Here is a 19,017-nt window from a genome sequence, read left to right as displayed (position 1 = left end):
AGCAACTCGACCAGCGCACGAGCGACGGTCGCTTCTAGCGCGAGGGCTTCTGCTGCCAGAACGCGAGCTGCCCACCCACCGGCGAGGACACCACCGAGCGAAACCCCGCGGGCCCTTCACGCGGCGCCAGCAACAGCGCGGCACCGAGTGACAGGGCACGTTCCGTCGCCGCCCCGATATCACCCACCTCGACATACGGCAGCCAGATCGGCCGCGGCGCCGCGCTCTCGACGATCCCGCCGCCGAGCCGGCGCCCCATGTCGAGCGCGAGATAGGAACCGTGGCGGGTGTCGACCCGGTCCGGCGTCCATCCGCAGAGCTCCCCGTAGAGGTCGCGCGCGGAGGAGAGATCGTTGGTGTGCAGCTCGAGGTGCACGACAGGGGCTTGGAAGGACATGGCTACGAACTCAGACCACAGTGACCCGCTGAACTCATCGGTCACCCCTGATTCAATGTCGAACGTGGCCATCGGAATGACAGAGGATCGACTGCTCCAAGCCGCGCAGCATGGCGACGAGACCGCGTTCGCCGGTCTGGTCAAGCCCTACGAGCGCGAGCTGCACGCCCACTGCTACCGGATGCTCGGCTCGGTCTATGACGCAGACGACGCCCTGCAGGACGCGGAGCTGCGGGCCTGGAAGGCGCTGAAGCGCTTCGAGGGGCGCAGCACGCTGCGCTCCTGGCTGTACACGATCGCCACCAACACCTGCCTGACGCAGATCCAGCGCCGCCCCAAGCGCGTGCTGCCGATCGACTACGGCCCCAGCACCGACCCGTTCCAGGGCCCGGGCCAGCCGATCACCGAGTCCGTGTGGCTGGAGCCGTACCCGGACACCGATCTCGAAGACGGCCTCGCCGGCCCGGACGCCCGCTACGAGCAGCGCGAGAGCGTCGAGCTCGCCTTCATCGCCGCGCTCCAGCACCTCCCGGCGTCACAAAGAGCCGTGCTGATCCTCCGGGAGGTCCTCGGCTTCTCCGCCAAGGAGGTTGCGGAGAGCCTCGAGATGACCGTCGCCGGCGTCAACAGCGCGCTGCAGCGGGCGAGGGCCTCGATCGAGGAGCGCGCCCCCGAGCAGAGCCAGGCCCAGACCCTGCGCGCGCTCGGCGACGACGAGCTCGAGGAGATCGTCAAGACCTATGTCGACGCCTGGGAGCGCAACGACGTCGACGCGGTCGTCGCCCTGCTCACCGAGGACGCCGCGATCAGCATGCCGCCGCTGGCGAGCTGGTTCGGCCCGCGCGACCAGTTCGAGCAGTTCCTCCGCGAGCACCCGATGACGGGCCAGATCCGCTGGAAGATGCGGATCACCACCGCCAACGGCCAGCCCGCGTTCGGCGCCTACGCGTGGGACGAGACCGAGCAGGCGTATCTCGCCTTCGCGCTCAACGTCCTGACGTTCCGCGGCGACAAGGTCGCCGACGCCGTCGCGTTCGCGGTCAAGGAGCTCGACGAGCCCGAAGCAGAGGGCTTCCACCGCTGGGACACCGCCGGAACCGACGAGACCCGGCTCCGGAACACGTTTGCGCGTTTTGGATTGCCTGATCGAATCTAATCGGTGCCCGAGGTCCACTCCTCGGCCTTGACCACATAGGGCTTGCCGCCGAGCAGTTCGGCGAGCTCGTCGTCCAGCCGATCCGCCGCGCCGGCGATCTCGAACAGCGCGTTCACGAGCTCACCCGCCTGCAACGTCTCCCCGAGCAGGTCGTAGCGGGCGATCAGGATGCCGTCGCGGAAGGTGAACTTGACGAAGAAGAACGACCGGTTGAGGTCGTTGAGGAGGTTCAGCGCCTGCGCGGCGCCCGCGCTCTCGGGGTGGATGTCCTGCAGCACGGGGGAGTGGACCGTGATGACGACGCTGTCGTCCTGCCAGTCGTTGAAGTCGATGAAGACCGCGGCGGAGCCGAACAGCAGCCGGTGCGTCAGCCCGTCCGCGGACATGTGGTACTTCAGGCCCTCGCGTACGAGGATGCCGGTGACCTGTTCGATGCTCGCTTCGACGTCCATCGCGCTCAATGATGCCGGAGGGAATAGGACGATGGGCCCAGGCGTCCCTTCGGTTCGTGACCAAGATCTCATTGATCGGCGCCGCGCTCTGCTCGTGCGCGCTGCTCGCCGGCTGCGGAGCAGGTGGCTATGCGACGAAGCCCGCCGCCGCCACCTCCGCCGACACCGCGGTGAAGATCGTCGAGATGACCGACTCGACCTTCGCGCCGAGCGCCGTGCGCGTGAAGGTCGGCGAGACGGTCAGCTTCGTCGACAAGGACGAGATCGCGCACACCGCGACCGCCGAGAAGAGTTTCGACTCCGGCACGCTGCGCGAGGGCGAGCGCTTCGTCTTCAAGGCGACGGAGCCCGGCACGATCGGCTACGTGTGCATCTTCCACCCCGGCATGACCGGGACGATCGACGTATCCAACTAGCGCGCGCCGAGCGAGGACCAGACCTCGAGCTTGGTGCGCACCCGCTCGACGACCGCGTCGGTGAACTCCGACGTCGTCGCGTGCCCACCGAGGTCGACGGTCTTGGTACCGGTCGCGGTCGCTTCCAGGACCGACTCGTAGACTGCGCGCGACGCGACGTCCGCGCCCGCGTAGCCCTTCGTGCCCGCGTAGGAGAGGACGGACCCGCAGGCGAGCAGCATGGCCATCGGGTTCGCCAGGTTCTTGCCCATCAAAGACGGCGCGGTTCCGTGCGGCGCCTCGGCCATCGCGACCTCGACGCCGTAGTCCTCGTCGAAGCCCAAGAGCACCGATTCAGCCCCCGCGATCGACCCGAACATGGGCAGCACGAGGTCCGACAGGCAGTCGCCGTCTCGATTCAGTGCGGGAATCACGAGCGGTGAGTCGGCGGCGCCGGAGATGAGGCCCGCATACAGGGCATCGATCAGCACGGGCTGGTACTGCACGTTCGGATGGCGCGCCGCGGCCGCGTCCATCTCCTCCTTGAGCATCCCCTCATAGACCGGGGAGACGGTCCACTTCGGCCCGCCGTAGACCTTCGCGCCGATCCGCGAAGCGGTCCGGAACGAGTACTCCGAGACCGCTCGGCAGGTGGCGCGCGTGATCTTCTGCGTCAGGTAGGCGACCTCTTCGTCGCCCTCGCCCTCGCGCCACTGCTTGGCGCCGTAGGCGTCATCGACGGCCATGCGGACGACCGAGATCGGGTGATACACGCCGGAGACCGGCCCGACGACGCCCGGGATGCGCCGCCCGGTGCGGACGATCACCTTGCCGTCGACCTCCTCGCGGAGGATCCGGTTGGGGGAGCCGACGTCGTCCTTGCCCTCGGGCGTGACGGTGGCGGCCTTCAACCCGAAGCCCGCCTCCTTCATCGCCCGCGCGGCCTCGTGGACGATCTCATTGCCCGTCTCGCGGCGCTTCTCGAGCGACAGGTCGTAGTACTCGAGCTCGAGGTCGAGCCCGAGCAGGTCGGAGTCGAGCACGCGGACGGACTGCTCGAGCAGCTCCTGACCGGTCTCGTCGCCCTCGAGGACGATGATCTTCAGCGTGTCGGCCATGGCCGAGTGAGACTAGCCCGTGGCTTCGGCGCCGGAGAGCCCGAGCGCTTCGGCATGCGGCTCCAAGGCCGCGACGACGAACGCCACGTGCTCGTCGAAGTCGATCCCGAGGCCCTCGGCGCCCTCGCGCATCGCGGCCCGGTCGACCGCGGCGGCGAACGCCGGCGACTTCATCTTCTTCTTGACGGACTTGGGCGTGAGGCCGTCGATGCCCTGCGGGCGCACATAGGCGCACGCCATCACGAACCCGGAGAGCTCGTCGACGGCGAACAGGGTCTTCTCCATCAAAGAGTCGCGCGAGACCTCGAGGTAGTCCGCGTGTGAAGCCACGGCGCGCACCATGTCCTCCGGGAAGCCGAGTCGCTCCAGCTCGGCCAGCGCGTAGCGCGGGTGGCCCGTGTGAAGATCCGGATACCGCTCATAGTCGAGGTCGTGGAGCATCCCGACCATCCCCCAGCGCTCCTCGTCCTCCCCGAACTTGGCGGCGTAGGCCCGCATGCAGGCCTCCACGGCCAGCACGTGCCGCCGCAGGCTCTCAGACGCCGTCCACTCGCAGAAGAGCGTCCACGCCTCGTCACGCGTCATGGGCAGAGACATACGAGTCGGTAGCCTAGCCGCCGCCCCTATGGAGAAGTTCGTGATCGAAGGCGGCGTGCCGCTGTCCGGCACCGTCGTGCCCGCCGGGAACAAGAACGCCGCGCTGCCGCTGCTGGCTTGCGCGTTGCTCACCGAGGAGCGGGTGACCCTGCACAACGTGCCGCGGATCCGCGACACGGAGGCCCTGCTCGACCTGCTCGCCGACCTCGGCGTGACGATCGATCGGCCCGAGCCCAACACCGTCGTCCTCTGCGCGGCCGACGTGCACAAGACGGAGGTCGACGCCGCGCTCGCCGAGCGCATCCGCGCCTCCTTCCTGGTCGCCGGCCCGCTGCTCGCGCGCTTCGGCAGCGCGGTGATGCCGCCGCCGGGCGGTGACGTGATCGGCCGCCGGCGGCTGGACCCGCATCTCGACGCCTTCCGGGCGCTCGGCGCGACCGTCGAGCACGGGAAGGAGATCTCGATGAAGGCGCCGGCCGGAGGCCTGCGCCCATGCGACTTCTTCATGGACGAGCCGTCCGTGATGGGTACCGAGAACGCGCTCATGGCGGCCGCCGCGACCAACGGCACCACGATCATCCGCAATGCCGCCTGCGAGCCGCACGTGCAGGACGTCGCGCGGATGCTCAACAAGATGGGCGCCGCGATCGAGGGCATCGGCTCCAACGTGATGTCCGTCCACGGCGTCCAGACGCTCGGCGGGTGCGAGTACACGGTCTCGCCCGACCACATCGAGATCGCCTCGTTTATGGCGCTCGCGGGCGTGACCGGCGGCGAGTTGCGCATCAGCGGCTGTGTCGCCGAGGACCTGCGCATGATCCGGATGGTCTTCCGCCGCCTCGGGCTGGACTCGTGGATGGAGGAGGACGGCACCTGCCTCGTCCGCGGTGGCCAGGAGCTCAAGGTCCAGCGCGACGCCGGCGACTATCAGTCCAAGGTCGAGGACGGCCCGTGGCCGGCGTTCCCCGCCGACCTCACGAGCATCGCGGTCGCGCTCGCGACCCAGTCCGAGGGCAGCGTCCTGATCTTCGAGAAGATGTTCGAGAACCGCCTGTTCTTCGTGGACAAGCTGATCTCGATGGGGGCGGAGATCACGATCTGCGACCCGCACCGGGCGATCGTGATCGGCCCGCGCCAGCTGCGCGGCGCCCGCGTGAGCAGCCCGGACATCCGCGCCGGCATGGCGATGCTGATCGCCGCCGTCTGCGCGCGGGGCACGAGCGAGATCCACAACGTGCGCGACATCGACCGCGGCTACGAGCGGATCGACGAGCGCCTGAAGGCCCTCGGCGCGCAGATCGAGCGCGTCCCGGCGTGATCCACCCGATCCCATCGGGGACGCGCGACGTCCTCCCGGACGAGCTCCGCGAGCTGCGCGTGATCACCGACGGGATCCGCGCGGTCTTCGAGGCGCACGACTACGGTGAGGTCGCCACGCCCGCGCTGGAGTACGAGGAGGTCCTGACCCGCGGCGACCAGGCCGCGGCCGACCCCGCCTACCGGCTCTTCGACGAGCACGGCAACGTGCTCGTCCTGCGCTCGGACATGACGATCCCGATCGCCCGCGTGGTCGCCACCCGCTACCCGACCGCGCCCACGCCGCTGCGCTTCTATTACCTCCAGCACGCCTACCGTGCCGTGCGCCAGCACCGCGGCCACCCGCGGGAGATCCTGCAGGCCGGGATCGAGCTCGTGGGCGCGCCGGGGCCGGCGGGGACCGCCGAGGCGGTCTCCGTGCTCTGCGCCGCGCTCGACGCCGCCGGCCTGCGCACCTACCGGGTCGGCCTGGGTGACGCGTCGCTGTTCCCGCGGGCGCTGGAACGCGCCGGCGTGGACGAAAGCGCACGCCCGCGGATCCTCAACGAGCTCGCCACGCGCGACCTCGTCGGGCTGGAGCGGGAGCTCGGGCGGGTGGGCTCGGCCGAGCTGCTCGAGCTGGCCCGCACCCGCGGCGGCGTCGAGGTGCTCGACGGCGTCCCCGAAGCCGACACGCTGCGCGCCCTCTACGCGGGCCTGAGCGACGACGTCAAGGAGCGCGTGATCTTCGACCTCGGCCTGGTCCGCACGCTCGGCTACTACACGGGCGCGGTCTTCGAGGTCTACGACGCCGCGTTCGGCTCGCCGCTGGGCGGTGGCGGGCGCTACGACGACCTGCTCGGGCGCTTCGGCCGCGAGCTGCCCGCCTGCGGCTGGGCGCTGGACGTCGAGCGCGTCCACGCGGCGCGGTTGGAGGAAGGCGCATGAGGATCGCCGTTCCCCGCGGGGCGATGTTCAAAGAGACGCTCGACATGCTCGACACGCTCGGCATCGATACGAGCGAGGTCCGCTCCAACGACCGCAAGCTGCTCTTCGAGGAGGCCGGGATCATCACGATGCGGCCGAGCGACGTCCCCACCTACGTCGAGGCGGGCGCCGCGGACATCGGGATCACGGGCAAGGATGTCCTCGCCGAGCAGGGCGGGCGGGGCGTCTACGAGCTGCACGACCTCGGCTTCGGTCCCTGCACGATGGTCTTCGCGACGGTCGACGGGGAGGACCCCGCGGCCGAGGCGCTGCGCCGGCTCGGGCACATGCGGATCGCGACCAAGTACGCGCGGATCGCGCATGACTACTTCGAGCGCACCGGGCGCCAGGTCGAGATCGTCGAGGTCAAGGGCTCGGTCGAGCTCGCCCCGCTGACCGGGATGGTCCACGGCATCGTCGACCTCACCGCGACCGGCACGACGCTGCGCGAGAACGGCCTGATCGTGCGCGAAGAGATCATGCAATCGACCGCCCGCCTGATCGCCAACCCGGTCTCCTACCGGATCAAGGCGGCGGAGATCGACGCCGTCGTGGAGCACCTGCGTGCGGGCTGAGCACGCGCCCAACGTCGCGGCGCAGATCCGCGCCACCGTGCCGGCCGGCGCGTCGGTCGCCGGCGACGTCGCCGAGATCATCGCGGCGGTCCGTGCGCGCGGCGACGACGCATTGCACGAGTACGAGGCGAAGTTCTCGAGCGGCGGCGAGACGCACGGCCACACGCTCGGCCCGCCGCTGAAGCTGCCCAACGCCGCGCTCGACATCGCGCTCGACGGCCTCGACGACGCGGTCCGCGCCGGCCTCGAAGTCGCGATCGCCAACGTGCGTGCCGTGGCCGAGGCGGGGCTCGATCAAGACCGCCTGGTCACTCTGCCCGAGGGGCAGACCGTGAACCTGCGCGAGATCCCGGTGCGCCGCGCCGCCGTCTACGCGCCCAGCGGCCGGCATCCCTATCCCTCGACCGTCGTCATGGGCGCGATCACCGCGCGCGCCGCGGGGGTCGACGAGGTCGTCATCGCCACCGCGCCACACCCGGTGCTGCTCGCCGCGGCCCGGCTGTGCGAAGTCGACGCGGTCTACCGGATCACCGGCGCGCAGGCGATCGCCGCGCTCGCCTACGGGACGGAGTCGGTGCCGCGCGTCGACGTGATCGTCGGCCCGGGCAGCCTGTGGGTGCAGGAGGCCAAGCGCCAGGTGAGCAGTGTCGTCGGCATCGACGGGTTCGCCGGGCCGTCGGACCTGACGGTGATCGCGACCAAGGGCGCCGACGTCGAGGCGCTGAGGCTGGATCTGCAAGCGCAGGCCGAGCACGGCGAGGGCTCGCTGACGGTCGCGATCTCCGACGACGCGGAGATCATCGAGCAGCTCGACGTGGCGGGCAACCGCGTGCTCGCCTACGACCTCGAGGCCGCGCTGGCGCTGGCCGAGGCGCTCGCCCCCGAGCATCTGCAACTGGCCGGCGAGGCCGCCGAGGCGCTCGCCCCACGGATCCGCAGCGCCGGCTGCCTGTTCGTCGGCAACGCCTCCGGCACCGCGTTCGGGGACTACGTCGCCGGCTCCAACCACACGCTCCCCACCGAGGGCGCCGCCCGCTTCGCCTCCGGCCTCAACGTGCGCCACTTCCGGCGCCGGATGGCCGAGGTCCGCCTCCACGACGCCGCGCCTGCGCTCGCGCAAGCCGGGGTGCCCATCGCCGAGGCCGAGGGCTTCGCCGCGCACGCCGCCAGCATGAGGTTCCGCCAAGACTCAAGGCTGACGCCTTGAGTCTTCACTCCACCTCGCAAACCCGGCTGACGCCGGGCCTGCGTCAGAATCGATGACCGTGACCCGCACCGCCCAGCTCAGCCGCAAGACCGGCGAGACCGACGTCGCCCTGACGCTCTGCCTCTCCGGGACCGGTGCCGGCACCCGCTCGACCGGGGTCGGCTTCTTCGATCACATGCTCGACCTGCTCGCCCGCCACGGCAAGCTGGATCTCGAGGTCAGCGTCACCGGCGACCTGCAGACCGGCTCGCACCATACGGTCGAGGACACGGGCATCGTGCTCGGCCAGGCGCTCGATCAGGCGCTCGGGGACCGCAAGGGCATCTACCGCTACGGCCACGCCGTGGTGCCGATGGACGAGGCGCGCGCCGCCGCCGCGATCGACATCTCCGGCCGCCCGTACACCCGCCTCGAGGGCTTCGACAAGCTGCCGGCGGGCCACATCAACGGCTTCGAGTACGAGGTCGCGGAGGAGTTCTTCCGCTCAGTCGCGAGCGCGGCCAGGCTGACGCTGCACCTCGACCTGCAGGCCGGCACCAACGCCCACCACATGATCGAGGCGTGCTTCAAGGCCTTCGCCCGCGCGCTGCGCCAGGCGGTCAGCATCGACCCGGACGAGAACGGCGTGCCCTCGACCAAGGGGACGTTGACGCGATGATCGCGATCGCCGACTACGGGATGGGCAACCGCCGCAGCGTCGAGAAGGCGCTCGCGCACGTGGGTGCCGAGTCCGTCATCACCGCCGACCACGACGAGATCCGCTCCGCCGCCGCGGTCATCCTGCCGGGCGTCGGCGCGTTCCCGGAGGCGATGCGCAACCTCGACCGCACCGGGCTGGGCGAGGTGCTCGTCGAAAGAGCGCAGGCCGGCGTCCCGCTGCTTGGGATCTGCCTCGGCATGCAGCTGCTCTTCGAGGCCTCGACCGAGCACGAGGGCGCCCGCGGCCTGGGCATCCTGCCCGGCACGGTGACCAAGCTCGAGTCCCCGCGACTGCCGCACATCGGCTGGAACCTCGTGAGCTTCGAACGACCTTCAGCGCTCACCGAGGGCCTCGGCGACGCCGCGGCCTTCTACCACGTGCACTCCTTCGCCTGCCGCCCGTCCGACGCCACCGACGTGGTCGGGACGAGCGAGTACGGCGAGCGCTTCGTGTCGATCGTCGAGCGCGGCAACGTCATGGCCAGCCAGTTCCACCCCGAGAAGTCCTCCCGCGACGGGCTGCGCATGCTGCGCAACTTCGCCGAGGTCGCGGCGGTCGCCGTCGCATGATCCTCTACCCCGCGATCGACATCATGGACGGCCAGGCGGTCCGCCTGGTCGAGGGCGTCTTCGAGGACGCCACCACCTACCACTCCGACCCGCTCGACGCCGCCCGCTCGTGGGTCGACGCCGGCGCCCGCTTCCTGCACGTCGTCGACCTCGACGGCGCCCGCTCCGGCGAGCCCAAGTCGCTCGACCACCTGCGCCGGATCGTCACCGAGACCGGCGTCCCGATCCAGTACGGCGGCGGCCTGCGCACCGTCGAGGCCGTCCGCGAGGCGCTGCGCGCCGGCGCCGAGCGCGCCATCGTCGGCACCGCCGCGTTCAAGGACATCGACTTCCTCGACGACATCGTCGCCGCCTTCGGCGCCCGGATCGTCGTCGCCGTCGACACCAAGGACGGGATGATCGCCACCGAGGGCTGGACCCAGACGACCACGCTGCCGGTCGTGGACGCGATCCAGCGTCTCACCAGCCGCGGCGTGCGCTCCTTCGTCTTCACCGACGTCTCGAGGGACGGAAAGCTCACCGGGCCCGACCTGGAAGCCGTCAAGCACGTCGCCGACGCCGTCCGCGGGCGCTTCATCTACTCCGGCGGGATCGGCTCGCTCGACCACCTCCGCGCGCTGGCCAAGCTGCGCCGGGTGAACATGGCAGGCGTGATCGCGGGGAAGTCCCTTTACGAGAAGAAGTTCACCGTGGCCGAGGGCCAGGCCGCGCTCGACGGGGTCTAGAAACTGCACTACAAGCGCGTCATCCCCTGCATGGACGTCGACAACGGCCGTGTCGTGAAGGGCACCCGGTTCCTCGACATCCGCGACGCCGGGGACCCGGTCGAGCTCGCCGCCCACTACGACGCCCAGGGCGCCGACGAGCTGGTCTTCCTCGACATCACGGCGACCTCCGACAAGCGCGCGACGGTGGTCGAACTCGCGCGCAGGGCCGCGGACGACGTCTTCATCCCGTTCACGATCGGCGGCGGCGTGCGCAGCGTCGACGACGCCCACGCGGTCCTGGCCGCCGGCGCGGACAAGGTCTCGATCAACTCCGCCGCGCTCGCGCGCCCCGAGTTGCTCGACGAGCTCGCACAGGTCTTCGGCGCGCAGTGCGTGGTGCTGGCGATCGACGCCAAACGGCGCGACGACGCCAGCTACGAGGCCTACGTCGCGGGCGGGAGGACGCCGACCGGCCGCGACGCGATCGCCTGGGCGCGTGAGGGCGTCGAGCGCGGGGCGGGAGAGATCCTGCTCACGAGCATGGACCGCGACGGCACCCAGGACGGCTATGAGCTGACGCTCACCCGCCTCATCAGCGACGCGGTCGACGTCCCGGTGATCGCCTCAGGCGGCGTCGGCGATCCGCGGCACCTGATCGAAGGCCTGCAGGCGGGCGCGGACGCCGTGCTCGCCGCCTCGATCTTCCACTACGGGATGCACACGATCTCTGAAGTGAAGGCGGCGATCAGTGCTTCCGGCTTTGCGATGCGGGCCTGAGCGCGTAGAGGCTCGAGAAGCCGGTCAGGAAGATCGTCCGCCCGTCGGAGATGACCGGGTTGAACGCGCCCCGGCCCATCTTGAAGACGGTCTTGCCGGTGCGCACGCCGAGCCCGGTCGTGTCCTTGTGGCCGTAGTTGGAGAAGTAGACGATGTCGCCGACCACCGACGCGCCGCCGGAGATCTTGCCGCCGAAGTTGCGCTGCCAGCGCACCTTGCCCGTGCGAGCGTCGACCGCGTAGAACTTGCCGTCGTAGGAGCCGAAGAAGACCGTCGGCTTCATGCCCGGGACCTGTGCGACCGCGGGCGAGGCGTAGACGTAGGACCCGGTGCCCTTCGTCCACGCGAGCTTCCCGTTGTCGGAGGCGAACGAGTACATCTTGCCGTCGGTGTTGCCGACGTAGACACGGCCGTAGGCGACCGCCGCCGTGGAGTAGAACTGGCCGGAGCGCAGGCCGAACTTGCCGCCCTTGGTCCCGGTCGCCCACACCTGGCCGCCGTCGGTCTGGCGGATCGCGTAGACGCGCCCGCTGTAGTCGCCGAAGAAGAGCTTGCCGTTGGCCAGCGCCAGCCCGGCCTTGACCGCGCCGCTGGCCTTGAACTTCCAGCGCACCGCGCCGTCACCCGCCCGGATCGAGTACACGGTGCCGTTCTCGGAGCCGAGGTAGATGCGGTCGTTGTCGAACACCGGCGAGGACTCCGAGCGCGACGGCAGCAGCCGCTTCCAGAGGATCTTGCCCGTCTTGGCGTCGAGCGCGTAGACCGCGCCCGGCAGCTTCTTGCCGCGCGAGAGCAGCGGCACGAACACGCGCCCGTTGCCGTAGGAGGGCGACGCGGCGGCGAGGACGCCGAGCTTGCGCTTCCAGAGCATCTTGCCGGTTCGCTTGTCGATCGCGTGCAGCGCGCCGTTGTTCTTGAGCAGGAAGAGCTTGCCCTCGGCCATCACCGGCGGGAACTCGAGCAGGACCGAGCCCGGGTACGTCCAGACGCGCCAGAACGGCGGCCGCAGGAGCTTGGAGGCGGGCAGGAACTTGCGCCGGTCGTTGGAGTAGCCGTAGTCGGCCCACTCGAAGTTCCGCAGCGGATCGACCTTCTTGGACCCCGGCTTGGGCTCCTCGGGGATCGCGTCGGGAACCTCGGTCGCCGTCGGCTCCGCGTCGAACTCCACATTCGGGTTCGAGACGTCTTCGGGTGGGCGCGTGAGCGCGAACACGGTGCCGCCCGCGATCAACAGGAGCAGCACCACACCGGCGCCCAGGAGCAGCTTCTTCCTGGCCGTCATGAACTCAGGCAGGGTAGCCGCGCCTCTTAATGGAACATGACGGCATGGACCCACTGCGCGCGGCGCCCGGAGCCGACATCGTGCTCGCCGCCGTGGCGGGTGAACCGGGCGTGCACGTCGTCGGCGGCGCGGTGCGCGACGCACTGCGCGGCGAGGTGCCGAGAGAGCTCGACCTGGTCGTCGAGGGCGACGCGCTCGCGGTCGCACGGCACGCGGCCGAGCGGGTGGGCGGGACGCTGACCGTCCACGAGCGCTTCGGCACCGCGACGATCCGCACCGGCGATTTCGCGTTCGATCTCGCAGGTGCGCGCCGGGAGACCTACGAGCGGCCGGGAGCGCTGCCGACGGTGGAGCTGGGCGCGACGATCGAGGAGGACCTGGCGCGCCGGGACTTCACGGTCAACGCGATGGCGGTGAGCCTGCACGACGGTCGTCTCACCACGTGGCCGGGAGCGCGCGAGGACCTCGACAACGGCGTGCTGCGGGTGCTCCACGAGCGCTCGTTCATCGACGACCCGACGCGCATGCTGCGGCTGGCCCGCTACGCCGCCCGGCTCGGCTTCGCCCCGAGTTCGCTCGCCCTGATCGACCCGGGCCTGTTCGCGACGGTCACGGGCGATCGCCTCGGCAACGAGCTCAAGCTGCTCCTGCGCGAGCCGCGCTCGGCGTTCGGGGACCTCGGCGCCTGGGGGCTGGGAGCGGCGCTGCTCGGCCCCGAGTTCCGCGTGTGGTGGCTCACCGAGCGCGCCCCCACGGGCCTGCTCGCCCTCGCCGCGTGCTGCACCGCGATCGCTCGTGAAGGGCTCGCCGCCCGCCTCAACCACCTCGGCTTCGAGAGGCAGGACCGAGAGATCGTCGTGGCCTCGGCGAGCGGCTTCGAGCGCCTTCACGGTCACTTGGACGGCAGCGACGCCGACGTGTGGCGCCTTTTGCGCCGCGAGCGGGTGGAGACGGTCCAGCTGCTGGCCGCGGCCGGCGACGCCGGAGCGCAGCGCTGGCTGGACCGCATCCGCCACCGCAAGCTCTCGATCTCCGGCGACGACCTGGTCGCCGCGGGGCTGACGGGGGCGGCGGTGGGGGAGGGGCTCTCGCGCGCCATGATCGCCCTCCTCGAAGGCCACGCTCCCGGCCGGGAGGAGCAACTGCGGGCGGCAATACCCTCTTGAGCCGTGATCTTTCGCTGGGAGAACGAACAGCTGGTCGGTGAGCTGCCGCACGCCCGGGCGGTCTTCTCGTCCGCCGGCGGCGGCGTGTCGACCGGGCCGTTCGCCTCGCTGAACCTCGGCCTGCTGACCGACGACGCGCCCGAGAACGTCGCCGAGAACCGGCGCCGGCTGGGGGAGACGGTCGGGCATCCGTGGCCGCGCTTCTGTTACGGGCGCCAGGTCCACGGCACGACGGTCCGCCGCGCGACCGAGCCGCCGAGCGCCGAGCGGCCCTACACCGAGGAGGACGGCCAGGCGACGGCGCTCACCGACGCCGCCGCGATCGTCTTCACCGCCGACTGCCTCCCGGTCCTGCTGGCCGCGCCGGGCGGCGTGGCCGCGCTGCACTGCGGCTGGCGGCCGCTCGCGGGCGGGATCGTGGCCGAGGGCGTGCGGGCGCTGCGCGAGGTCGCCGGCGAGAGCGAGATCGTCGCCGCGCTCGGCCCCGCCGCCCGCGGGTGCTGCTACGAGGTCGGCGAAGAGGTCCACGCGCACTTCGCCGCCTACGACGCCCGCCGGGGCGAGCGCAACCTCGATCTCGCGGCCGTTGCGGCCCAGCAGCTGCGCGACGCCGGCGTCGACACGGTCCACGACGTCGAGCTGTGCACGATGTGCGACGCCCGCTTCTTCTCGCACCGCCGCGACAAGGGCATCACGGGCCGCCAGGCGGGGGTCATATGCCGCGCCTGATCACCGGCCTCGACGCCGGCCGGATCGCCGCGAATCTCGAGCGGGTGCGCGAGACGATCGCCGACGCGGGGCGCGATCCCGCGACCGTCGAGGTCCTCGCCGCGGTCAAGTACGTGCCGATTGACGAGATCGACACGCTGCACGAGGCGGGGCTCACGCTGCTCGGCGAGAACCGCGCGCAGGAGCTCGAGGACAAGGCGACGCTGCATCCCGGCTTCCGCTGGCACTTCATCGGCCAGCTGCAGTCGCGCAAGGTCAAGCAGGTGCTGCCGTTCGTCGAGCTGATCCACTCGGTCGCGTCCGAGTCGGCGCTCAAGCAGCTCGAGCTCCACGGGACGAGCAAGACGGAGATCCTGCTCGAGGTCAACGTCGCCCGCGAGGCCGGCAAGGCCGGGATCGAGCCGGGCGAGATCCCCCGCTATCTCGAAGCGTCGACCGCCAAGGTCGTAGGGTTGATGACGATGCCCCCATTTGCGGAGAATCCTGAGACCAGCCGCCCGCACTTTGCGCGCTTGGCGGAGCTCGCGGCCGAGCACGGGCTGCCGCAGCTCTCGATGGGCACATCGCAGGATTTCGCCGTCGCTGCAGCGGAAGGTGCAACGATTGTGCGGATCGGCACGACGCTCTATACGTAGAGTGAGCAGGGAAACCTTGCCCTGCCGCGAACGACAGACCCGACTATGGCCTTGAGCGATTCCTTCCGAAAAGTTGCCGTGTACTTCGGTCTGGCCGAGGACCGGGACTATTACGAGGACGACGAGCCCGAGGTCCGCGAGCGCGCTCCCGTCGCCCCGAGCCGCTACGAGGAGGAGGAGCGCCCGAACGTGCGGCGCCTGCAGTCCTCCCGTCGCCGGCGCGACGAGATCGACGACATCTTCGGCGACGACTCCACGTCGGAGCGTCGCACGACGCAGCTGCGCCCGGTTCCGACACGCAACGGCCGCGGGGAGGTCCGCGTGCATCTCGTGGTCCCCAAGTCCTTCAACGACGCGCAGGACATCGCGGACAAGTTCAAGGACTCGATCCCGGTGATCATCAACCTGCAGAGCTCGGACCCCGACCTCTCCAAGCGGTTGATCGACTTCGGCTCCGGCCTCACCTACGCCCTCGACGGCGGGATGCAGCGCATCGCCGACAAGGTCTTCTTGCTCACACCGCGCAACGTCGAGGTCTCGGCGGAGGAGCGCGCGGCGCTGATCGAAAAGGGCTTTTTCAATCAGTCCTAGGCGTTCTATGCGCGCGGCCGGCTTCGCCGGCGCGCGCGCATCTCAGCTTCGAAGATCGCTTCGCGGATCTTCGTAGACTCACCGACCGCACATGCGGATCGGGCTCATCGGATCAGGCAACATGGCGGGCGCGCTGGCCCGCGGCTGGGGCGACCCCGTGCTCGCCACCGACCACGGTTCAGGACGGGCGCGCGCGCTCGTCGCGGAGATCGGCGGCGAGGCGGTCTCCAATCGCGAGGCTACCGAGCGCGCCGAGCTGCTGATCCTCGGCCACAAGCCGGCGCAGCTGGAACTTGTCGCCGCGGAGATCGGCGAGTTCGCCCGCGGCATCGTCGTCTCGATCGTGGCCGGCGCGAGCATCGCCGAGGTCGAGGACCTCTACCCGCACGCCACCGTGTTCCGCGTCCTGCCCAACACGCCGGTGGCGCTGCGCAAGGGCGTGCTGCTCTTCGCGCAGACCGACGAGGAGGGCGCCGAGCCCGTCAAGGCGCTGTTCGCGCGCGTCGGGACCGTCATCGAGCTCCCCGAGAAGCTGATGCGCGTGGGCAACTCGATCTCGGGCGTCGGCCCCGCCTACTGGGCCCTGCTGGCCGAGGCGTGGACGGACTCAGCGATCCGTCATGGCATGCCGGCGCCCCAAGCCGCCACACTGGTGCGTGAGACCATGGCCGGAACCGCTGCGTTGCTCAACGACACCGACACCCTCGCGCTGCGGCGCGGGGTGACCTCCCCGGGCGGGACGACCGCCCGCGGGCTCAACGCGCTCGAGCAGGGCGGCGTCCGCGCCGCGCTCGCCAACGCGATGGATGCTGTGGTGGGGGCGTAATGGAGCTTCGTCAGAACATCGCCGACTTCCTCAGCGCGCTCTTCGGCGTCTACACGCTGATCATCTTCGCCGCGATCATCGTGTCCTGGATCTTCTCCTTCGGCGTGCGCGTGCCGTACTCGCGCCCGCTGAACGCGGTGCTGGACTTCCTGCGCGACGTCACGAACCCGTACCTGCGGCTCTTCCGCCGCCTCGGGTTGCAGTTCGGCCCGATCGACTTCAGCGCGATCGTGGCGATCATCGTGCTGCAGGTCGGCGGGCGGATCATCGTGAATCTGATCGCGCCGTGAGCGCGACCCGGACGGCAACGCTCACCGCGCTGGTCGCGGTGGCGGTCGTCGTGGCCGACCAGGTGGCCAAGGCGATCGTGCGCGGGCAGATCACGCGCTTCGAGGAGCACGAGCTCTTCCTCGGCATCAAGCTGATCAACACCCGCAACACCGGCGTCGCGTTCAGCATGTTCTCGGGCGGCGGGCCGCTGGTGGTCATCATCGCCTTCATCGCGCTCGGGGCGCTGCTCGCGTTCTTTCTCACCCACCTGCACAAGCCGCTCGTGTGGCTGCCGACCGGCCTGCTGCTCGGCGGCGCCGCGGGCAACCTGATCGACCGCATCCGGGTCGGCGCGGTCACCGACTTCATCAAGTTCCCGCATTGGCCGGCGTTCAACGTCGCCGACATCTGCGTCACGCTCGGCGTGCTCTCGCTGATCTTCGTCCTCGAGCGCGGCGAGTGACCGAGCTGCGCGTGCCCGAGTCCGCGGCGGGGGAGCGGCTGGACGTCTTCCTCACCGACGCGGCGGGCTCACGGACCAAGGCCCAGCGGCTGATCGACTCCGGGAGCGTGCGCGTCAACGGCGTGCCCAAGCCCAAGCGCCACATCCTGGCCGGGGGCGAGCTGGTGCGCTACGAGACGCCCGAGGCCGCGCCGCGGGCCGACGTCGCGCCTGCCGACTTCCGGATCGCCTACGAGGACGAGCACCTCTTCGTGATCGACAAGCCGGCGGGCGTCGTCGTCCACCCGGCGCGCGGGCACGAGCAGGGCACGCTCGTCCAGGCGCTGGCGGGCCGGGTCGCCGGCGGGCCGGATCCCGAACGCCCGGGCGTCGTCCACCGCCTCGATCGCGACACGTCCGGATTGATGCTCCTGGCCCGCGACGAGCAGACCCACGCGGCGCTGCAGGCCGCGCTGCGCGCCCGGGAGATCACCCGCGAGTACCTCGCCCTGGTCGAAGGCCGTCCGCCCGCGCGGCAGGGGACGATCGACGCGGCGCTGGGCCGCGACCGGCGGGTTCGAACGCGCATCTCCAGCGATACGGACGACCCGCACCACGCCGTCACCCACTTCGAGACCGAGCGGGCGCTGCCCGAGGACACGTTGCTGCGGGTGACGCTCGAGACCGGCCGGACCCACCAGATCCGCGCGCACATGCTGGCGATCGGCCATCCCGTCGCCGGCGACCCCGAATACGGCAACGCGGGGCGACACGGGCTCTTGCGGCAGTTCCTGCACGCGGCGCGCCTCGCGTTCGAGCATCCGGCGACCGGAGAGGCCCTCGAACTGCGGGCGCCACTGCCGGAGGACCTGGTTAGGGCCCTCCGGCAGGCTTCAGGGGAACGAGCCGACCTGTCGGTGTAGGGGTACCTGCCGGCTCGTCGCAAGCCTCTAACGCAGGCCTCCCGCAAAGCTTGTTCTAAACTTTCCGCGTCCAGTAATCGACCCCGGGGCGCGGGCGGCATTCGCCCGAGCCGAGGATCGCGGTTCCTGCCTGGCGTAACGAGCGTCAGGTCCGCGCAGCCTCGTGCCCCGGAAGCACAGCCCAATCACACAAGGAGTTCTCCACGATGGCCGAAGTCGGTCTCAAGGAGCTGCTGGAAGCCGGAGTCCACTTCGGCCACCAGACGCGACGTTGGAATCCCAAGATGCGCCGGTTCATCCACGGCGAAAACGGCGGCATCTACATCATCGACCTGCTCAAGACGCAGGCCCTGCTCGCGCAGGCGCAGCAGTTCGCGACCGAGATCGCGCACCGCGGCGGCACCGTGCTGTTCGTCGGCACCAAGAAGCAGGCGCGCGACGGCGTGAAGGAAATGGCGACCGCCGCCGGCATGCCCTACGTCAACCACCGTTGGCTCGGCGGCCTGTTGACGAACTACCAGACGATGTCCGCGCGAATCAAGCGTCTGCACGACCTCGAGCGCTACCAGGCCGACGGCCAGCTCTCGCTGCTGCCGACGCGTGAGCGCCTGGCCGCCGAGGCCGACCTCCTGAAGCTGCAGGCCAACCTGGGCGGCGTCAAGAACATGCAGCGCGTCCCGGACGCGATGTTCGTCATCGACCTCAAGACCGAGTTGATCGCCGTGCGCGAGGCCCAGCGCCTGCGCATCCCGATCATCGGCCTGGTCGACACCAACTGCGACCCGGACGGCATCGACTACGTCATCCCGGGCAACGACGACGCGATCCGCGCCTGCGGGCTGATCACCAAGGCGATCGCCGACGTGGTCCACGAGGGCCGCGCCCGCTTCCGTACCGAGGAGGAGCAGGCCCGCGCCGAGGCCGCCGCGCAGCAGCAGCGCGAGCAGGAGGAGCGCGCCCGCCGCGAGGCCGAGGAGCAGGCCGCCGCCGAGGCCGCCAAGCGCGCCGAGGCCGAGGCCGCGCTGACCCAGGCCGGCGAGGGCGAGACGCGCGACGTCGCCGAGGCGCAGGTTGCCGAGGCCGTCGAGGTCGTCGAGAAGGTCGCCGAGCCCGAGGCTGCGGTCGAGGCCGCCGCCGAGGTCGCCGAGGAGGCTCCCGCCGCTCCGGCCGAGGCGCCCGCCGCCCCCGCCGAGGAGCCCGCCGCCGCCGAGGCCGCGCCT

At 70.6% G+C, this 19,017-nt stretch carries 24 protein-coding genes; 19 read left to right on the top strand and 5 right to left on the bottom strand.

Annotated elements, in window-relative coordinates; translation table 11 throughout:
- Positions 1-34: 34 nt before the first annotated feature.
- Positions 35-397 carry a VOC family protein gene (locus tag OM076_RS25665; RefSeq protein ID WP_270042952.1) on the bottom strand — a complete coding sequence of 121 codons (363 nt, stop codon included), beginning with the start codon at positions 395-397 and terminating at the stop codon, positions 35-37.
- A 76-nt stretch (positions 398-473) separates the two neighbouring features.
- On the opposite strand from OM076_RS25665, the gene OM076_RS25660 reads away from it, so the two are divergent.
- Positions 474-1,553: a sigma-70 family RNA polymerase sigma factor gene (locus OM076_RS25660; RefSeq protein ID WP_270042951.1), complete on the top strand. Its 1,080-nt coding sequence runs from the start codon at positions 474-476 to the stop codon at positions 1,551-1,553.
- On the opposite strand, the gene OM076_RS25655 is transcribed toward OM076_RS25660, so the two are convergent.
- Positions 1,550-2,005, bottom strand: a complete 456-nt coding sequence (locus tag OM076_RS25655; protein ID WP_270042950.1) for a T3SS (YopN, CesT) and YbjN peptide-binding chaperone 1 — start codon at positions 2,003-2,005, stop codon at positions 1,550-1,552. The two genes, OM076_RS25660 and OM076_RS25655, sit on opposite strands and share 4 nt — an antisense overlap.
- Before the next feature lie 56 nt (positions 2,006-2,061).
- Between OM076_RS25655 and OM076_RS25650 the strand changes: the two genes are divergently transcribed.
- A complete protein-coding gene (locus tag OM076_RS25650) occupies positions 2,062-2,421 on the top strand; it encodes a cupredoxin domain-containing protein (protein ID WP_270042949.1) in 360 nt (119 codons plus the stop codon).
- Here the strand turns inward: OM076_RS25650 and OM076_RS25645 are convergent.
- A complete protein-coding gene (locus tag OM076_RS25645) occupies positions 2,418-3,518 on the bottom strand; it encodes an isocitrate/isopropylmalate family dehydrogenase (RefSeq protein WP_270042948.1) in 1,101 nt (366 codons plus the stop codon). The two genes, OM076_RS25650 and OM076_RS25645, sit on opposite strands and share 4 nt — an antisense overlap.
- Before the next feature lie 12 nt (positions 3,519-3,530).
- Positions 3,531-4,115, bottom strand: coding sequence for an HDIG domain-containing metalloprotein (locus OM076_RS25640; RefSeq protein WP_270042947.1), 585 nt, complete (start codon positions 4,113-4,115; stop codon positions 3,531-3,533).
- Positions 4,116-4,143: 28 nt separating this feature from the next.
- On the opposite strand from OM076_RS25640, the gene murA reads away from it, so the two are divergent.
- From murA to hisF, 8 genes are read left to right on the top strand one after another with little or no spacing between them, the layout of a single operon-like run.
- Positions 4,144-5,433 carry a UDP-N-acetylglucosamine 1-carboxyvinyltransferase gene (murA, locus tag OM076_RS25635; RefSeq protein ID WP_270042946.1) on the top strand — a complete coding sequence of 430 codons (1,290 nt, stop codon included), beginning with the start codon at positions 4,144-4,146 and terminating at the stop codon, positions 5,431-5,433.
- Entirely contained in the window at positions 5,430-6,359 is a 930-nt protein-coding gene (locus OM076_RS25630; protein WP_270042945.1) for an ATP phosphoribosyltransferase regulatory subunit, read from the top strand. The genes murA and OM076_RS25630 overlap by 4 nt, the downstream gene beginning before the upstream one ends.
- Entirely contained in the window at positions 6,356-6,973 is a 618-nt protein-coding gene (gene hisG, locus OM076_RS25625) for an ATP phosphoribosyltransferase (RefSeq protein ID WP_270042944.1), read from the top strand. The genes OM076_RS25630 and hisG overlap by 4 nt, the downstream gene beginning before the upstream one ends.
- The gene (locus OM076_RS25620) at positions 6,963-8,180 is read left to right on the top strand and encodes a histidinol dehydrogenase (RefSeq protein WP_270042943.1); all 1,218 of its coding nucleotides are present in this window, start codon (positions 6,963-6,965) and stop codon (positions 8,178-8,180) included. The genes hisG and OM076_RS25620 overlap by 11 nt, the downstream gene beginning before the upstream one ends.
- A gap of 52 nt (positions 8,181-8,232) precedes the next feature.
- Positions 8,233-8,838 carry an imidazoleglycerol-phosphate dehydratase HisB gene (gene hisB, locus OM076_RS25615; RefSeq protein ID WP_272598416.1) on the top strand — a complete coding sequence of 202 codons (606 nt, stop codon included), beginning with the start codon at positions 8,233-8,235 and terminating at the stop codon, positions 8,836-8,838.
- Complete coding sequence (gene hisH, locus OM076_RS25610; RefSeq protein ID WP_270042941.1) at positions 8,835-9,449, top strand: imidazole glycerol phosphate synthase subunit HisH; 615 nt, start codon at positions 8,835-8,837, stop codon at positions 9,447-9,449. Before hisB ends, hisH begins: the two co-directional genes overlap by 4 nt.
- Positions 9,446-10,174 (top strand): 1-(5-phosphoribosyl)-5-[(5-phosphoribosylamino)methylideneamino]imidazole-4-carboxamide isomerase, encoded by a 729-nt coding sequence (gene hisA / locus OM076_RS25605; protein ID WP_270042940.1) that lies wholly within the window; start codon positions 9,446-9,448, stop codon positions 10,172-10,174. Before hisH ends, hisA begins: the two co-directional genes overlap by 4 nt.
- Before the next feature lie 3 nt (positions 10,175-10,177).
- Positions 10,178-10,933, top strand: coding sequence for an imidazole glycerol phosphate synthase subunit HisF (gene hisF / locus OM076_RS25600; RefSeq protein ID WP_270043050.1), 756 nt, complete (start codon positions 10,178-10,180; stop codon positions 10,931-10,933).
- On the opposite strand, the gene OM076_RS25595 is transcribed toward hisF, so the two are convergent.
- Positions 10,902-12,215, bottom strand: coding sequence for a PQQ-binding-like beta-propeller repeat protein (locus OM076_RS25595; protein WP_270042939.1), 1,314 nt, complete (start codon positions 12,213-12,215; stop codon positions 10,902-10,904). The two genes, hisF and OM076_RS25595, sit on opposite strands and share 32 nt — an antisense overlap.
- A 44-nt stretch (positions 12,216-12,259) precedes the next feature.
- Between OM076_RS25595 and OM076_RS25590 the strand changes: the two genes are divergently transcribed.
- The 9 genes from OM076_RS25590 to rpsB all read left to right on the top strand — a co-directional run.
- The gene (locus tag OM076_RS25590) at positions 12,260-13,381 is read left to right on the top strand and encodes a CCA tRNA nucleotidyltransferase (protein ID WP_270042938.1); all 1,122 of its coding nucleotides are present in this window, start codon (positions 12,260-12,262) and stop codon (positions 13,379-13,381) included.
- A gap of 3 nt (positions 13,382-13,384) precedes the next feature.
- Positions 13,385-14,110, top strand: coding sequence for a peptidoglycan editing factor PgeF (gene pgeF / locus OM076_RS25585; protein WP_270042937.1), 726 nt, complete (start codon positions 13,385-13,387; stop codon positions 14,108-14,110).
- On the top strand, positions 14,098-14,745 hold the full coding sequence (locus OM076_RS25580) for a YggS family pyridoxal phosphate enzyme (RefSeq protein WP_270042936.1): 648 nt from the start codon (positions 14,098-14,100) through the stop codon (positions 14,743-14,745). The genes pgeF and OM076_RS25580 overlap by 13 nt, the downstream gene beginning before the upstream one ends.
- 78 nt (positions 14,746-14,823) lie before the next feature.
- Positions 14,824-15,336, top strand: a complete 513-nt coding sequence (locus OM076_RS25575; protein WP_270042935.1) for a cell division protein SepF — start codon at positions 14,824-14,826, stop codon at positions 15,334-15,336.
- 91 nt (positions 15,337-15,427) lie between these two features.
- Positions 15,428-16,162, top strand: a complete 735-nt coding sequence (locus tag OM076_RS25570) for a pyrroline-5-carboxylate reductase family protein (protein WP_270042934.1) — start codon at positions 15,428-15,430, stop codon at positions 16,160-16,162.
- Positions 16,162-16,452 (top strand): YggT family protein, encoded by a 291-nt coding sequence (locus tag OM076_RS25565; RefSeq protein ID WP_270042933.1) that lies wholly within the window; start codon positions 16,162-16,164, stop codon positions 16,450-16,452. Before OM076_RS25570 ends, OM076_RS25565 begins: the two co-directional genes overlap by 1 nt.
- Positions 16,449-16,895, top strand: a complete 447-nt coding sequence (gene lspA, locus OM076_RS25560) for a signal peptidase II (RefSeq protein WP_270042932.1) — start codon at positions 16,449-16,451, stop codon at positions 16,893-16,895. The genes OM076_RS25565 and lspA overlap by 4 nt, the downstream gene beginning before the upstream one ends.
- Complete coding sequence (locus OM076_RS25555; RefSeq protein ID WP_270042931.1) at positions 16,892-17,797, top strand: RluA family pseudouridine synthase; 906 nt, start codon at positions 16,892-16,894, stop codon at positions 17,795-17,797. The genes lspA and OM076_RS25555 overlap by 4 nt, the downstream gene beginning before the upstream one ends.
- Positions 17,798-18,003: 206 nt before the next feature.
- On the top strand, positions 18,004-19,017 hold a 1,014-nt coding region (gene rpsB, locus OM076_RS25550; protein WP_372518080.1), incomplete at its 3' end, for a 30S ribosomal protein S2.

This window comes from Solirubrobacter ginsenosidimutans (assembly GCF_027587205.1).
Note: the sequence above shows the minus strand (reverse complement) of the source record. Positions and strands in the feature narration are given on the sequence as shown.

What these genes read in the sequence shown, in the direction of transcription:
- OM076_RS25665 (WP_270042952.1), bottom strand. Translation starts at nt 397, where the DNA reads ATGTCCTTCCAAGCCCCTGTCGTGCACCTCGAGCTGCACACCAACGAT.
- OM076_RS25660 (WP_270042951.1), top strand. Translation starts at nt 474, where the DNA reads ATGACAGAGGATCGACTGCTCCAAGCCGCGCAGCATGGCGACGAGACC.
- OM076_RS25655 (WP_270042950.1), bottom strand. Translation starts at nt 2,005, where the DNA reads ATGGACGTCGAAGCGAGCATCGAACAGGTCACCGGCATCCTCGTACGC.
- OM076_RS25645 (WP_270042948.1), bottom strand. Translation starts at nt 3,518, where the DNA reads ATGGCCGACACGCTGAAGATCATCGTCCTCGAGGGCGACGAGACCGGT.
- OM076_RS25640 (WP_270042947.1), bottom strand. Translation starts at nt 4,115, where the DNA reads ATGTCTCTGCCCATGACGCGTGACGAGGCGTGGACGCTCTTCTGCGAG.
- murA (WP_270042946.1), top strand. Translation starts at nt 4,144, where the DNA reads ATGGAGAAGTTCGTGATCGAAGGCGGCGTGCCGCTGTCCGGCACCGTC.
- hisG (WP_270042944.1), top strand. Translation starts at nt 6,356, where the DNA reads ATGAGGATCGCCGTTCCCCGCGGGGCGATGTTCAAAGAGACGCTCGAC.
- hisB (WP_272598416.1), top strand. Translation starts at nt 8,233, where the DNA reads ATGACCGTGACCCGCACCGCCCAGCTCAGCCGCAAGACCGGCGAGACC.
- hisH (WP_270042941.1), top strand. Translation starts at nt 8,835, where the DNA reads ATGATCGCGATCGCCGACTACGGGATGGGCAACCGCCGCAGCGTCGAG.
- hisA (WP_270042940.1), top strand. Translation starts at nt 9,446, where the DNA reads ATGATCCTCTACCCCGCGATCGACATCATGGACGGCCAGGCGGTCCGC.
- OM076_RS25595 (WP_270042939.1), bottom strand. Translation starts at nt 12,215, where the DNA reads ATGACGGCCAGGAAGAAGCTGCTCCTGGGCGCCGGTGTGGTGCTGCTC.
- OM076_RS25590 (WP_270042938.1), top strand. Translation starts at nt 12,260, where the DNA reads ATGGACCCACTGCGCGCGGCGCCCGGAGCCGACATCGTGCTCGCCGCC.
- OM076_RS25580 (WP_270042936.1), top strand. Translation starts at nt 14,098, where the DNA reads ATGCCGCGCCTGATCACCGGCCTCGACGCCGGCCGGATCGCCGCGAAT.
- OM076_RS25570 (WP_270042934.1), top strand. Translation starts at nt 15,428, where the DNA reads ATGCGGATCGGGCTCATCGGATCAGGCAACATGGCGGGCGCGCTGGCC.
- OM076_RS25565 (WP_270042933.1), top strand. Translation starts at nt 16,162, where the DNA reads ATGGAGCTTCGTCAGAACATCGCCGACTTCCTCAGCGCGCTCTTCGGC.